Origin of the sequence: Kitasatospora sp. NPDC002040, assembly GCF_040296785.1 — a bacterium.
GTDB lineage: Bacteria > Actinomycetota > Actinomycetes > Streptomycetales > Streptomycetaceae > Kitasatospora.
The window spans coordinates 436,280-450,704 of the sequence record NZ_JBEOXV010000001.1 but is presented as its reverse complement, the minus strand read 5'-3'; the positions used below and the strand labels follow the sequence as shown (position 1 = coordinate 450,704).

8 protein-coding genes and 1 tRNA gene are annotated in these 14,425 nt (G+C 73.7%); all 9 read right to left on the bottom strand.

What is annotated here, in order from left to right; genetic code table 11:
• The 9 genes from ABT118_RS02160 to topA all read right to left on the bottom strand — a co-directional run bounded on the left by ABT118_RS02160 (position 1) and on the right by topA (position 14,324).
• Positions 1-2,043, bottom strand: coding sequence for an SPFH domain-containing protein (locus ABT118_RS02160; protein ID WP_350644278.1), 2,043 nt, complete (start codon positions 2,041-2,043; stop codon positions 1-3).
• Between the two features lie 83 nt (positions 2,044-2,126).
• Positions 2,127-2,597, bottom strand: a complete 471-nt coding sequence (locus ABT118_RS02155) for a hypothetical protein (protein WP_350644277.1) — start codon at positions 2,595-2,597, stop codon at positions 2,127-2,129.
• Between the two features lie 457 nt (positions 2,598-3,054).
• Positions 3,055-3,128, bottom strand: a tRNA-Thr gene (locus tag ABT118_RS02150).
• A gap of 85 nt (positions 3,129-3,213) precedes the next feature.
• Positions 3,214-3,861 carry a leucine efflux protein LeuE gene (gene leuE / locus ABT118_RS02145; RefSeq protein ID WP_350644276.1) on the bottom strand — a complete coding sequence of 216 codons (648 nt, stop codon included), beginning with the start codon at positions 3,859-3,861 and terminating at the stop codon, positions 3,214-3,216.
• Between the two features lie 112 nt (positions 3,862-3,973).
• The gene (locus tag ABT118_RS02140; RefSeq protein ID WP_350644275.1) at positions 3,974-5,560 is read right to left on the bottom strand and encodes an alpha/beta hydrolase; all 1,587 of its coding nucleotides are present in this window, start codon (positions 5,558-5,560) and stop codon (positions 3,974-3,976) included.
• Positions 5,561-5,618: 58 nt separating this feature from the next.
• Positions 5,619-6,686, bottom strand: a complete 1,068-nt coding sequence (locus ABT118_RS02135) for an alpha/beta hydrolase (protein ID WP_350644274.1) — start codon at positions 6,684-6,686, stop codon at positions 5,619-5,621.
• 178 nt (positions 6,687-6,864) lie between these two features.
• Entirely contained in the window at positions 6,865-8,073 is a 1,209-nt protein-coding gene (locus tag ABT118_RS02130) for a DNA polymerase III subunit delta' (protein ID WP_350644273.1), read from the bottom strand.
• Between the two features lie 140 nt (positions 8,074-8,213).
• Positions 8,214-11,348 (bottom strand): dTMP kinase, encoded by a 3,135-nt coding sequence (gene tmk / locus ABT118_RS02125; RefSeq protein WP_350644272.1) that lies wholly within the window; start codon positions 11,346-11,348, stop codon positions 8,214-8,216.
• A gap of 126 nt (positions 11,349-11,474) precedes the next feature.
• Positions 11,475-14,324 (bottom strand): type I DNA topoisomerase, encoded by a 2,850-nt coding sequence (gene topA, locus ABT118_RS02120; RefSeq protein WP_350644271.1) that lies wholly within the window; start codon positions 14,322-14,324, stop codon positions 11,475-11,477.
• Positions 14,325-14,425: the final 101 nt, after the last annotated feature.

Here is a 14,425-nt window from a genome sequence, read left to right as displayed (position 1 = left end):
CTACTTGCCGCTGCCGTTGACCGACGGCACCGGGATGACCGGCACGGCCGGGGCCGTCGCCGTTGCCGCGACGCCTTCGGTACCGAGCAGCTTCAGCAGCATCGCCAGGTTCCACGGCCCGCCGGCCGCCAGCGAACCGAGCACCTCGGTCGCGTCCGCGCCGAAGCTCCGGTCCCCGCTCAGCCACTCCGCCCCGAGGGTCTGCACGGTCTCCGAGCTTCGCACCGCACCGTCGATGCCCTTGCCGAAGGAGACCGCACCGACCAGCCGCTCCAGGAACACGCTGTCCCCGCCGACGATGTCGATGTCCGCGCTCTCCAATCCGGCTGCCAGCACCGCCGCCTGGGCCTCGGCGACCTTCTGCTGGACCTCCAGCGCGGCCAGCCGGACCTCCTTGTCGGCGGCCAGCCGGAGCCGGAACTCCTCGTGCGCCCGGGAGACCTCGTCCAGCGCGGCCATCGCCGCCGCCTTCTCCCTGAGCCCGGTGGCCTCGCCCAGCAGCCGCTCCCTGATCCCGACCGCCTCGGCCAGCGCCTTGCTCTCGGCCACGGCCGCCTCGGCCAGGCCGACCTTCTCGATCGCCTCCGCCTTCTGCTTCATGCCCTCGGCCTCGCCCTCCAGCCGGGCCCGGACCCCGGCCGCCTCGGCCAGCGCCTGACGCTCCGCCACCTCGGCCTGGGCCAGCCCGGCCGCGCCGGCCCTGGCCCGCTCGCCCTCCGCCGCCAGCGTCGCGGCGGCGGCGTCGAGCCGGGCCCCGCGCTCGCCGGCCTCGGCCAGCACCAGCAGCTCCTTCGCCCGGAAGTGCGCGGCCTGCTCGGCCGCCTCGGCCCCCTTGATGTCCTTGACCAGCCGCTCCTGCGCCTCCGCCTCGGCGGTGATGATCACGACCTGCCTGGTCCGCTCGGCCTCCTGGACCACCCGGACCCGCTTGATCTCCTCCTCCTGCTCGGCCACCGTGCGGTCCACCGCGACCCGCTCGCGCACCACCTCGGCCACGCCCCGGCGCTCCACCTCGACCTGCCGGTCCATCTCGGCCCGGGACAGCTCGACCTCGCGCTCCCGGTTCACCACCTCCAGCAGCCGGTCCTTCTCGATCCGCTCGGTCTCGATCGCGATCACCCGCTCGCGGTTCTTCTCGGCGACGGCGATCTCCCGCTGCTGGTTCTCCCGCTGGACCCCGAGCAGCTCCTCGGTCCGCAGCAGCGCACCGTGCGCCCGCAGCCGCTCCTCCTCCTGGACCTGCGCCGTGGCCGCCTCCTCCTGCGCCCGCAGCGTCTCGATCCCCTTGCGCTGCCGGATCTCCGCCTCGGCCCGCCGGCGCTCCAGCTCCAGCACGGCCTCCCGGGCGTCCACGTCCTGCCGGGTGATCTCCATCTCCTCGTTGCGCTGGAAGTCGTTGGTGCGGATGTGCTCCAGCGCGGTCAGCTCGGTGATCTTGCGGATGCCCTGGGCGTCCAGGACGTTGGCGGGGTCGAGCTGCACCATCGGGGTCTGCTCGAGGTGGTCGATCGCGGCGTCGTCCAGGTGGTAGCCGTTCAGGTCGGTGCCGATGGCCGCGATGATGCGGTCCCTGAACTCCTCGCGCTTGGTGTAGAGATCGGTGAAGTCGAGCTGCTTGCCGACGGTCCGCAGCGCCTCGGCGAACTTCGCGCTGAACAGCGTCTGCAGGGTCTCCTGGTGGCTGGCCCGGTCGGTGCCGATCGCCTGCGCCACCTTGATGACGTCCTCGACCGTCTTGTTCACCCGGACGAAGAAGGTGATCTGGATGTCGGCCCTGATGTTGTCCTGGCAGATCATCCCCTCCCGGCCGGTGCGGGAGATCTCGATCGTCTTCACCGAGATGTCCATTACCTCGGCCCGGTGCAGCATCGGCACCACCAGGGCGCCGGTGAAGGTGACGTCGACCGACTTGGGCCGGTTGATGATCAGCGCCTCGCCCTGCACCACCTTCCGGAAGAGCCGGCCGAAGAGCAGCAGGCTGCCCAGGCCGATGAGCAGCAGAACGGCCACGAGCACGCCGATTCCTATGGTGACAACAGACATGGCCGGCCCCTTGGACGAGCTCGCTGTGAATGGATGATGACGACGGATCGGACGACTGATCAGGCAGCGGACGAGCCGGTGGATCAGCCGGTGGACGGCAGCTCGGGCAGAGCTTCGGGCATCACCCGGAAGAACTCGCCCACCGCGTCGTAGTCGTAGATCAGCGCGGACGCGCCCGCCGTCAGGCCGCGCCCCGCCCCGGCCGCGTCGTCGACGCTCTGCCGGACCTGAACCAGTGCGGCGGAGCCGTCGGCCGCATGCACCTCGGCCTGCCCGAAGTCGGGCCCGACCCGCCCGGTCCTGATCACGCAGGCCAGGCCGACGAAATCCCGCCGGGTCGGCGGCGGCACCGGAACCGGCATCAACCGCCGCAGCGGCCACGCCAGCACCCGCGCCCCCGCCCACCCGGTCAGCAGCGCCAGCGGCAACAGCGCCCACCCGGCCCGCTCCCCCAGCACGACCCGGCCGGCCAGCGCCCCGAACCAGCCGAACGCGACCACCAGCGAGACCCCCACCGTGACCGGCACCCTGCCCAGCCCGAGCACCTTCAGCACTCCGCCGTGGTGCCCCCCGTGCGCACCACGACCGCCGTGCCCGTGGCCCCCGTGCCCCCCGTGACCGTGCCCGCCGTGGCCCCCGTGGCCCCCGTGGCCCCCGTGACCGTGCCCGCCGTGGAGGTGCAGCCCCCCGACCAGCACCACCACCCAGTACGCCGCAACCACCGCCAGCGCAAAGGTGAAGAGCACGGTCGGATACGCCGTGACCGCCCCCAGAAACCCGCCCACCTGCTGTCGCCGCCTTCGCCGTCCCCCGTCGACGGCACCGCTGCGCCGTCCGGGTCAGCGTGGCAGCCCGGAGATCCCGCCCGCAGTGCACGATCCCGGCAGTCTTGCCCCCGCCTTCATGTCCGGAATCCGCCCGTCCCCACCCGACGGCCCATCAGCCCCGGGCCCGGCCCGGAAAACAACAAAGGCCCCAGGTCACGGCGAGTGAGTCCTGGGGCCTTCGTAGAGCCGCCTTCGGGATTCGAACCCGAGACCTACGCATTACGAGTGCGTTGCTCTGGCCAACTGAGCTAAGGCGGCACCGCTGCCTCCGGCGGGATGACCACGCCGTCGGCAACGCGGGCCAGTCTACACGCTGTGCGCGGCTGGTCCGCACCCGGCTTTCTCAGGCGGAGGAGACGGCCAGTTTGGCGGCGAAGCCGGCGAACAGGACCGCGACCCCGCTGGTGAGGCCGGCCGAGAGGCGCTTGCGGCGGCGGAAGGCGGTGGCGAGGGTGGTGCCCGCGAAGATCAGCAGCGAGAGGTAGAGCACGCTGAAGGTCTGCAGGACGCCGCCGAGCAGGGCGAAGGAGAGCACCGGCTGCCCGTACGAGGGGTCGACGAACTGGGTGAAGAACGACAGCAGGAACAGGATCGCCTTGGGGTTGAGCAGGCTGATCACCAGGGCGCGGCGGAACGGCCGCTCGATCGCCGACGGAGCCTCCTCGGCCCCGGCGGAGGCGGCGTGCCGTTCGCGCCAGAGCTGGCGGGCCGCCCGGAGCATGCCGAAGCCGATCCAGAGCAGGTAGGCCGCGCCGCCGAACTTCACCACGGCGAAGACCGCCGGGTTGGCCTTCAGCAGCGAGGAGGCGCCGAGCGCGGTCAGGCTTATCAGCGTGAAGTCGCCGACGAAGACCCCGGCGGCGGCCGCGTAGCCGGTGCGGATGCCCTTGCGGGCGGCCACCGACAGGACGTAGAGGGAGTTGGGACCGGGCAGCAGGACGATGACCAGGGCGCCGAGGACGTACGTCGCCAGGTCGTTGACTCCGAGCACGAAGCATTCCTTCGGCGGGCGAGCCGGATCGGCCGGACGAATGGACCGGCCGATGGCAGATGGACAGGGGCGGACATCGTACATACCTACCGGTCAGGCCCGAAACGGTCCGTCACTTGGCGCAGCGGGTGTCCGCCGCCGGGGCGTCGCCGCCGAGCAGGTAGCGGTTGACCGCGCCGTCGACGCAGGTGTTGTGGCGGCCGTAGGCGGTGTGGCCGTCGCCGTCGTAGCTGACCAGGCGGCCGGACTCCAGCTGGCCCGCCAGTGACTGGGCCCAGGCGTACGGGGTGGCCGGGTCGCGGGTGGTGCCGACCACCACGATCGGGGCGGCGCCCGCCGCACGGATGGTGTGCGCGGCGCCGGTCGGCCTGACCGGCCAGTACGCGCAGGCCAGCGCCATCCAGGCCATGTCCCGGCCGAAGTGCCGGGAGGCCTGCTCGAACTCGGGCACCGCCGCCGCGGCCTCCGCCGGGGTGGCGAACGGGGCGGGCAGGTCGAGGCAGTTGACCGCCATGTTGGCGTACATCAGGTTCGGGTAGCTGCCGTCGGCGGCCCGGTCGTAGTACTGGTCCGAGAGCTTGAGCAGCGCGCTGCCGTCCCCGGCCTTGGCGGTGGTGAGCGCGGTGCGCAGCTGGGGCCAGAGGAACTCCGCGTACATCGCGTGGATCACCCCGGTGGTGGCCTGGGCCTCCGTCAGCTTCCGGCTGGACTCGGTGGTCAGCGGGGCGCCGTCGATCCGCTTGAACAGGTCGTCGAGCTGCTGGTCGATCTGCTTCTCGTCGCGGCCGAGCGGGCAGTCGTCGCGCTTGGCGCAGTCCTTGGCGAAGGCGGCCCAGGCGGTGTCGAAGCCGCCGGCCTGGGTCTTGTTGCCGGCCCGGGAGTCGAGGGCCGGGTCCATCGCACCGTCCAGGACCATCCGGCCGACCCGGGACGGGAACAGCCCCGCGTAGGTGGCGCCGAGGAAGGTGCCGTACGACTTGCCCAGGTAGCTCAGCTTCTGGTCGCCCAGCAGGGCCCGCAGCACGTCCAGGTCGCGGGCCGACTCGACCGTGCTGACGTGGCCGAGGAAGGCGCCCGACCGCTGCTTGCAGCCGTCCGCGAACTCCCGGTCCACCGCCACCAGCGCGTCGATCTCCGACTGGTCGTCAGGGGTGATGTCGGCAGCGGTGTAGACGTCCATCCGGTCGCCGGACAGGCAGGTCACCGGGGAGCTCCTGCCGACGCCGCGCGGGTCGAGGCCGACCAGGTCGTACGCCGCCCGGATCTCCGCGTCGTAGCCCTTGGCCACGCCCTCGACGTACTCGACCGCCGAGCCGCCCGGGCCGCCCGGGTTCAGCAGCAGCGAGCCGAGCCGGGGCTTGCCGCCGGTGGCGCGCTTGCGGGCGGCGGTCAGGGTGAGGTCGCCGGTGGCGGGGGCGGCGTAGTCGAGCGGCACCTTGAAGGTGGTGCACTCGAACTCGCCGTCGCAGGCCTGCCAGGTCAGCTTCTGCGCGTAGTAGGAGGAGAGCGCGGCCGGGATCTCGGCGGGCAGCGGCTCCAGCGGGGTGGCCCCGGCGGCGGCCGGGGCCTTGACCTGGTCCGAGGAGGGCGCGGAGGAGGCGGTCGGCGCGGGCGTCGAGGCCCCGGACGAGCAGCCCCCCAGCAGCAGGGCGGCGGCCAGGACGGCGGGCACGAGGCGGTTCGGCCGGACAGCTCGCATGGGTGCTTCTCTCTGCGCTCGGTACCAGGTGATCCCGAGCGTAGCGTTCCGGCCCGGCTCAGCCGGTGCGGGTCAGGCTCTCCGCCAGGTACTGGGCCGCCACCCGGACCAACCGCAGGCGCTCCCGGTCGGGCGCGAAGTCCTGCACCACGTCGGAGATCCGGACCCCGGCCTTGGCCGCCCGGCCCTTGCCGTCGTGCAGCGCGGACTGCAGCTTCCGGGCCGCGGCCAGCCCGTCCGCGTCGTTCTTCGCGGCGGCCAGCAGCAGCTTGGCGGTGCTCCCCTCCGGCGCCTCGGCCCCGGTGCCCGCCAGCGCGGCGGCGTCGTACCGGCCCGAGACGGCGGCGGCCGCCCCGTACAGGTCCGGCCTGGCCAGCCCGGCGGCGGCCGCGCAGGCCGCGCCGCCCTCGATGCCCAGCACGCCCCAACCGCCGGGGCCCGCCGGGAGGGTGCGGAACGCGGCGCCCACCGCCGTCCGCAGCGCCTGGTCGTCGGCGAGCGCCTGCGGGGCGGCGGCGACCAGCTCACAGGGGTGCTCGGTGCCGCTCGGCGCCTCGGGCGCGACCACCACGAACGGCCGGGCCCGGCCCAGCTTCACCGCCGAGGCGATGCCCTCGAAGACATCCGGGACCTCGGCGTCGGCGGTCCGCCGCGCGGTGCCCGCGTGCAGCACCACCACCGGGAACCTGGCCTGCTGATCGGTCCGGTACCGCTCCGGCAGCCAGACCCGTACGGTCCGCGGCCGCCCGTCCGGACCGGCCACCGCACCCTCCAGCAGCTCACCCCCGGCGGGCTTGCCGATCAGCTCGAACTGGGTTACCACGGGCGGGAGTTCGGGCCCGGCCGAGGCGAGCGGCGGGGCGGCCGGACGCTCGGCGGTCACCACGGCCGCCCGGGCCGGGCGCACGCCCCTGCCGTCCAGCGCCACCGCGACGGTGAGCGCGGCCACACACATGCCGCACAGTACCGCGCCCCCGGCCCGGAGCAGCAACGGCCGCTGCTCCGCCACCAGTTCGTACGTCTGAGCAGCCTTCAGGTCGCGCCAGCGCACCAGCGCGGCCCGGGTCAGCCAGAATCCGGCCGCCAGGGCCAGCAGCAGCGGGAGGACGAGGAACGGACGGGGCATGGGGCGCACCACCTCGGGGGAACCGAACACGAACGGCCGGCCTGCGGGGCGCGGACCACGGCGCGTACTCGGACCACAGCGTGCAAGACGGAGCCGCACACGGCGGCGCGGCTCCCGGGCGGGGTGCTGGATTCACTCGAAGGGAGGAGGTGACGGAGCGTCAATCGCCGTTCAAACCTCAGCCCGCGCGGAGCGCCACCGTCATCGCCTCGACCGCCAGCAGCGGGTCGACGTTCCGGTCCAGCGCGCGGCGGCAGGCCAGCACGGCCTCGATCCGGCGCAGCGTGTTCTCCGCCGTGCCCTGGCCCGCGACCCGGGCCAGCGCCTGGCGCTGGTCCTCGTTGGACAGTGGACCGCCCGCACCGAACTGGAGCGCCAGCACGTCCCGGTAGAAGCCCAGCAGGTCGAGCAGCGCGACCCCGAGCGTCTCCCGCCTGGTCCGGGTGGCCCGGCTCTTCTGCCGCTTCTCCAGGTCCTTCACCGCACCCGCCATGCCGCGCGGCGCCCGGCTGCCCTCGGTCGCGCCGTACGCGGCCCGCAGATCACCGGTCTCCTTGGCGTCCTGGGTCTCGGCCAGCGCCTCGGCGTCCGCCTTCGCCGTGTCCACCAGCCGCTGGGCGGCGGCCAGGCAGCCGCCGATGTCCGCCACTTCGAGCGGGATCCGCAGCACGTCCAGCCGCCGGGCCCTGGCCTGGTCGTCCACCGCGAGCCGCCGGGCCCGCTCCACGTCGCCCTGCCCGGCCAGCGCGGCCAGCCTGGCCGTCTCCGGCTCGACGCCGTCCCGCCGGACCAGCATGTCCGCCACCGCCTCGGCGGCCGGCGTCCGGAGCACCAGCAGCCGGCAGCGGGAGCGGATGGTGGGCAGCACGTCCTGCACCGAGGGGGCGCAGAGCAGCCAGACCGTCCGCGGGGACGGCTCCTCCACCCCCTTGAGCAGCGCGTTGGCCGCCGACTCGGTCAGGCGGTGCGCGGCGTCCACCAGGATCACCGACCAGCGGCCGCCGGTCGGATAGCTGGACGCGCGCATCACCAGCTCACGCATGTCACCCACACCGATCGACAGCCCGTCCGTCCGGACGTACTTCACGTCGGCGTGGCTGCCCGCGAGCACCGTGTGGCAGCCGTCGCAGAAGCCGCAGCCCGGGACGCCGCCCAGATCGAGGTCCGGGCTGGTGCACTGGAGCGCGGCCGCGAACGCCCGCGCGGCGGTGGTCTGCCCGGCTCCCGGGGGGCCGGTGAACAGCCAGGCGTGCGTCATCAGCGAGGCGTTCCCCGCCGGGGCGTCAGCCGTACGGCCCGCCAACACCGTCGCACGGGCGGCCCGCGCGGCGGCCGTCAGCTGCTCGACCACCCGATCCTGGCCGACCAGGTCGTCCCACACACTCACGCCGCACTCCAGCCGCTCGTCCCGCCCCGAGCCTAACCCTCCGGGCGGACACCTCCTGGCAACCGCTCAGGCCACGATCAGGGGCTCGGGGGAACCGCGACGCCGACCCCGAGCCCCGGCCGGCCGAGCGGCCGGGTGCCTCAGCTGCGCCGCTTGCGCGGCTTCTCCTCCGGCGGCTGCTCCTCGTCCTGCTGCCACTGCGCCCACTCCTCGCGGGAGCCGAGCAGGGTGTCGGTCAGGCTGGGCAGGTCGTCCATCGGGGTCTCCTCCGCCCAGGACGGCCGCGGCCGCGGCTCGACCACCGGCAACTCCCGGGTGGTCTCGGCCGGGCTCTCGACCGGCGCCTCGTCCCGCCACAACCCCGGCGGCACCCGGTCCTGCGCGGCCTTCGGCGCCGCCTTCTTGGGCTCCGCCTTCTTCGCCGCGGCCCGGTCCGGTGCCACCGTGGGCAGCACCGCCGTCTCGTCCACCGCAGGCACCGCGGGCAGCACGGCCGTCTCGTCCGCCGCCGGCACCTTCGGCAGCACCGCGGTCTCGTCCACCGGCGCCGGCTTCCGGATCTCCCTGGTGCTGTCGTCGCCGGCACCGCCGACCTGCGGCAGCTCCACCGTCGTCGTGCTCTCCCCGGCGGCGGCAGCCGCGCCGGCCGCCGCGGCGGCAGCCACCCGCGCGGCCTCCGCCCGCTGCAACGCCTCCTCCGCCCGGCGCCGCTGCTCGGCCCGCTGGAGCTCGCGCTGCCGCTGGATCTCCTCCTGCGCGGCCGCCTCCGCGGCCAGCCGCTCCCGCTCCGCCAGCTCGACCTTGAGCCGCTCCGCCTCCTCGGCGGCGCGGACGGCCTCCTGCTCGGCCCGCCGGGCGGCCTCGGCCTCGGCGGCGATCCGGGCCTCCTCGGCCGCCTTGGCGGCTGCCTCGGCGGCGACCCGCTCGGCCTCCTCCCGCGCCAGCCGGTCCTTCTCAGCCTGCTCGGCCCGAAGCTCCGCCAGCAGTTCGAGCCGCTTGCGCTCGGCCTCCTCGGCCTCGGCCTTCACCCGGGCCGCCTCGGCGGCGCGGCGCTGGGCCTCCTCGCGGGCCAGCCGGTCCTGCTCGACCTGTGCGGCCTTCTCCTGGTCGGAGAGCGGCAGCTCACGGTCGAGCCGGTGCCGCAGTGCGGTGGTGACGGCGGCGGGTGCCTGGCTGCCGTCGACCACCAGGTAGCGCGCGGGGTCGGCGGCGGCCAGCGCCAGGAACCCGGCGCGCACCCGGGCGTGGAACTCGGTCGGCTCGGACTCCAGCCGGTCGAGCGCCTCGGTGAAGCGCTCGCGCGCCGCCTCCGGCGCGACGTCCAGCACCACGGTCAGATCGGGGACGAGTCCGCCCGTCGCCCAGCGCGAGATCCGCGCGACCTCGGTGGCGGCCAGGTCCCGGCCCGCGCCCTGGTAGGCGATCGAGGAGTCCATGTACCGGTCGGTGATGACCACCGCGCCGCGCTCCAGCGCGGGGCGGATCACGTTCTCGACGTGCTCGGCCCGGTCCGCCGCGTAGATCAGCGCCTCGGCCCGGTGCGAGAGCCCGGTGTTGCCGACGTCCAGGACCAGTGCGCGCAGCCGCTGCCCGATCGGGCTGCCGCCGGGCTCGCGGGTGACCACGACCTCGTGGCCCTTGCTGCGGATCCACTCGGCCAGCGCGGTCGCCTGGGTGGACTTGCCGGCCCCGTCGCCGCCCTCCAGGGCGATGAAGAACCCGGTGCCGCCCACCCGGTGCGGCGGCACCGCGTCGGAACCCCGCAGGACCCGGACCAGCTCGCGGCCGAACGGGACGTCGCCCCGCTGGTCGTCGGTCTTCAGCAGCACCACGGCGGCCAGCACCAGGGTCAGCAGCCCGGCCGTCCCGATCGCCAGCGCGGCACCGTCGTGGATGAAGGTGAAGCTGCCGGCCCTGACCTGGCCGAACCGGATCTCGCCGTACCCGGCGGCGAGCAGCGGCATCAGCACCAGCGCGGCCCCGACCACCGCCCGCAGCACCGCGTACAGGTGCTCGGTGACCTTGGGCAGCCGGAGCTCCTCGACCTCCTGGGCGAGCAGCGTCCGGCCGGTGCCGACCACCACGCCGGCGGCCAGGCCGGCCAGCGCGGTGAGCAGCAGGACCAGCACGAAGTCCAGCACCAGCCCGGCCAGGATCAGCGCCACGCCCTCGGTGATCAGGGCGAGCGCGAGCAGCCGGCGGCGGGAGAGCGAGGGCAGCAGCGAGCGGGTGATCCGGACCCCGATCGCGGGGGTACCGGCGGCGGCGAGCACCACCAGGCCGAAACCGATCGGTCCGGCCCGGTGGTCCAGCGCGGTCAGCAGGCCGAGCGCGGCGACGCCCGCCATCGAGGCGTACGCGGCGGCGACGGCGAAGGTGAAGAAGGGGGCCGAACCCGTCCGGCCCTTGCTCAGCGCGGGGCCGGCGGTGGCGTCGGTCGGGGCGCGCAGGCCCTGCAGCGGGGAGCGCGGGGCGCCGAAGGCGCGGCTCGGCAGCTCCTGAAGGAAGGTCAGCACGGCGGAGGCGGCCAGCAGCAGGGCGGCACCGACCCCGGCGGTGGTGAACTGATGCACCCTCAGCCAGTCCGAGCCGAAGGCTGCGAAGACGTTGTTGAGCAGGGTCAGCCCGACCAGCAGCGCACCCGCGATCGGCACGGTGGCCCAGCCGGTGCGCAGGTCGACGGCCCGGACGGTCTCGAGCATCGAGGCCGAGGGCCGCTGCTCGGACTGCGGGGCGTACGGATCGGCAGCGGGCAGCAGGCCGGGGACGGCCGCGTCCTTGGCCACCGACCAGACCCGCTCGGCCGCACCGGTGAGGAAGGCGGTGCCGAGCAGCAGCCAGGTCGCCGAACCGGCCGACCAGCTGAGCCACCAGGGCGCCAGACCGATCAGAACCGCTCGGAAGACGTCGGCACCGAGCATGGTCCAGCGCCGGTCCAGTCGCCCGCCGAACAGACTGTGCACCGGTCCGAGCAGGGCCGCGCCGAAGACCAGGGTGGCGAGCAGCCGCGCGCCGAGCACGGCGGCGACCGCCAGTGCCTGGCCCCGGTAGCCGTGGCCGAGCTGGCCGCCGACCAGCGCCGCGACCCAGGTCAGGCCGATCAGCACCAGCAGGCCGAGCCGGTCGCCGGCGCCGCCGACGAGCTGCGTCGTCCAGAGCCGCCGGTAGGGGCGCAGCCGCAGCAGCGCCCTGGCCCGCTCGCCGGGTGTCCCGGCGGGCCGCACCTCCGGAAGTTCCGGTGCGCTCGTCCGGGTGGGCTGCTCCTCGCTCGTCATACCGTCAGCGTAGCGGTCGGCGCCCACCCCCAAAGGGGGGAAGCCCCTCCGGATGCCCGGTCATGACTGGGTTGTGACACACCGAGGGCCCGTGCCGCGGCACGGGCCCTCGGTCCTGACCGGGGGTCAGCCCTCGTCCGGAGCCGCCGCGGTCTTCTTCGCCGCGACCTTCTTGGCGGCGGTCTTCTTCACCGTCGTGGCCTTCTTCGCCGTGGTGGTCTTCTTGGCGGCCGTCTTCTTGGCCGCCGCCGTCTTGGCCGGAGCGGCCTTCTTGGCCGGGGCCTTCTTCGCCACGGCCTTCTTCTTCACCGGTCCGCGGGCCCGCTTCTCGGCCAGCAGCTCGTAGCCGCGCTCGGGCGTGATGGTGTCGACGTCGTCGTCCTTGCGGAGCGTCGCATTGGTCTCGCCATCGGTCACGTACGGTCCGAAACGGCCGTCCTTGACCACGACCGGACGCTCGCTGACCGGGTCGTTGCCGAGCTCCTTCAGCGGCGGCGCGGCCGCGGCCCGCCCGCGCTGCTTGGGCTGGGCGTAGATGGCCAGGGCCTCCTCGAGGGTGACCGTGAACATCTGCTCCTCGTCGGTGAGCGACCGCGAGTCGGTGCCCTTCTTGAGGTACGGGCCGTACCGGCCGTTCTGCGCGGTGATCTCCACGCCCTCGGCGTCGGTGCCGACCACCCGGGGCAGCGAGAGCAGCCGCAGCGCGTCCGCCAGCGTGACGGAGTCCAGCTGCATCGTCTTGAGCAGCGAGGCGGTGCGCGGCTTGACCGCGTTCTTGCCGGTCTTCGGGGTGCCCTCGGGCAGGATCTCGGTCACGTACGGGCCGTAGCGGCCGTCCTTGGCGACCAGCATGTTGCCGGACTCCGGGTCCTGGCCCAGCTCGAAGTCGCCGCTCGGCTTGGCCAGCAGCTCCTCGGCCAGCTCGACGGTCAGCTCGTCCGGCGGCATCTCGTCCGGCACGTCGGCGCGCTGGCCGGGCTCGCCCTCGACCTTCGAGGCCTTCTCCACGTACGGGCCGTACCGGCCCACCCGCAGGGTGATCTCGTCGTTCAGCGGGAACGAGCTGATCTCCCGGGCGTCGATCGCGCCCAGGTCGGTCACCAGCTCCTTGAGGCCGCCGAGGTGGTCGCCGTCGCCGTTGCCCGCGTCGGCCGCGCCACCGACACCGGCGACGCCCGCGGCCTCGCCGAAGTAGAACCGCTTGAGCCACGGCACGGACTGCGCCTCACCGGCGGCGATCCGGTCGAGGTCGTCCTCCATCCGGGCGGTGAAGTCGTAGTCGACCAGCCGGCCGAAGTGCTTCTCCAGCAGGTTCACCACGGCGAACGACAGGAAGGAGGGGACGAGCGCCGTGCCCTTCTTGAAGACGTACTTCCGGTTGATGATCGTGTCGATGATCGACGCGTACGTCGACGGACGGCCGATCTCCCGGTCCTCCAGCTCCTTGACCAGCGAGGCCTCGGTGTAGCGGGCCGGCGGCTTGGTGGCGTGGCCCTCCGGGTTGAGCTGCTCGGCGGCCAGCGGGTCGCCCTCGGCGACCTGGGGCAGCCGGCGCTCGCGGTCGTCCAGCTCGGCGTTCGGGTCGTCGGCGCCCTCGACGTAGGCCTTGAGGAAGCCGTGGAAGGTGATGATCTTGCCGGAGGCGGAGAACTCCACGTCCTGCCCGGAGGCGGCCCGGCCACCGACCTTGACCGTCACCGACTGGCCGACGGCGTCCTTCATCTGGGAGGCGACGGTGCGCATCCAGATCAGCTCGTAGAGCCGGAACTCGTCGCTGCTCAGCCCGGTCTCGGCCGGGGTGCGGAAGCGGTCGCCGGAGGGGCGGATCGCCTCGTGCGCCTCCTGCGCGTTCTTGACCTTGCTGGCGTAGGTGCGCGGCGCGTCCGGCAGGTAGTCGGCCCCGTAGAGCTGGGTGACCTGGGCCCGGGCCGCGTTGATCGCGGTCTCCGACAGCGTGGTGGAGTCGGTACGCATATAGGTGATGAAGCCGTTCTCGTACAGCTTCTGGGCCACCTGCATGGTCCGCTTGGCGCCGAAGCCCAGCTTGCGGCTGGCCTCCTGCTGCAGCGTGGTGGTGCGGAACGGCGCGTACGGCGAGCGGCGGTACGGCTTGGACTCGACGCTGCGGACGCTGAACGCGGTCTGCTCCAGGGCGGCGGCCAGCGCGCGGGCGGCCGTCTCGTCCAGGTGCAGGGTGTTGGCGCCCTTGATCTGCCCGTCCGAGCCGAAGTCGCGGCCGCTGGCGATCCGCTTGCCGTCCACGGTGGACAGCCGGGCGCCGAAGCTCTCCGGGTTGGCGGCGTCGGCGGCGGTGCGGCCGGTGCCGAAGGTGGCGGTCAGGTCCCAGTAGGAGGCGGAGCGGAAGGCGATCCGCTCCCGCTCGCGCTCGACCACCAGGCGGGTCGCGACGGACTGGACCCGGCCGGCCGAGAGCTTCGGCATGACCTTCTTCCACAGGACCGGCGAGACCTCGTAGCCGTACAGGCGGTCGAGGATGCGGCGGGTCTCCTGGGCGTCCACCAGGCGCTGGTTCAGCTCGCGCGGGTTGGCCACGGCCTCCTGGATCGCGGCCTTGGTGATCTCGTGGAAGACCATCCGCTTGACCGGGACCTTGGGCTTGAGCACTTCCTGCAGGTGCCACGCGATGGCCTCGCCCTCGCGGTCCTCATCGGTGGCGAGGAAGAGCTCGTCGGACTCCTTGAGCAGGGCCTTGAGCTTGGAGACCTGGGACTTCTTGTCCGCGTTCACCACGTAGATCGGGGCGAAGTCGTGGTCGACGTCGACGCCCAGGCGGCGCACCTCGCCGGTGTACTGGTCGGGGACCTCGGCGGCCGTGCCGGGCAGGTCGCGGATGTGCCCGACGCTGGCCTCGACGATGTAGCCGGGGCCGAGGTAGCCCTTGATCGTCTTCGCCTTGGCCGGCGACTCGACAATCACGAGTCGCTTGCCGTGCGCGGTCTCGCTGCTCGGGGACACCTTCGCTCTTCTCTCCCGGTCGTAATGTCTGCTGGCGACGCGGCCGTGGACCGGTGGCGTTCGACCCGCCCCCGACCCCCGGCTCCTGCCCGTGGTCCTCG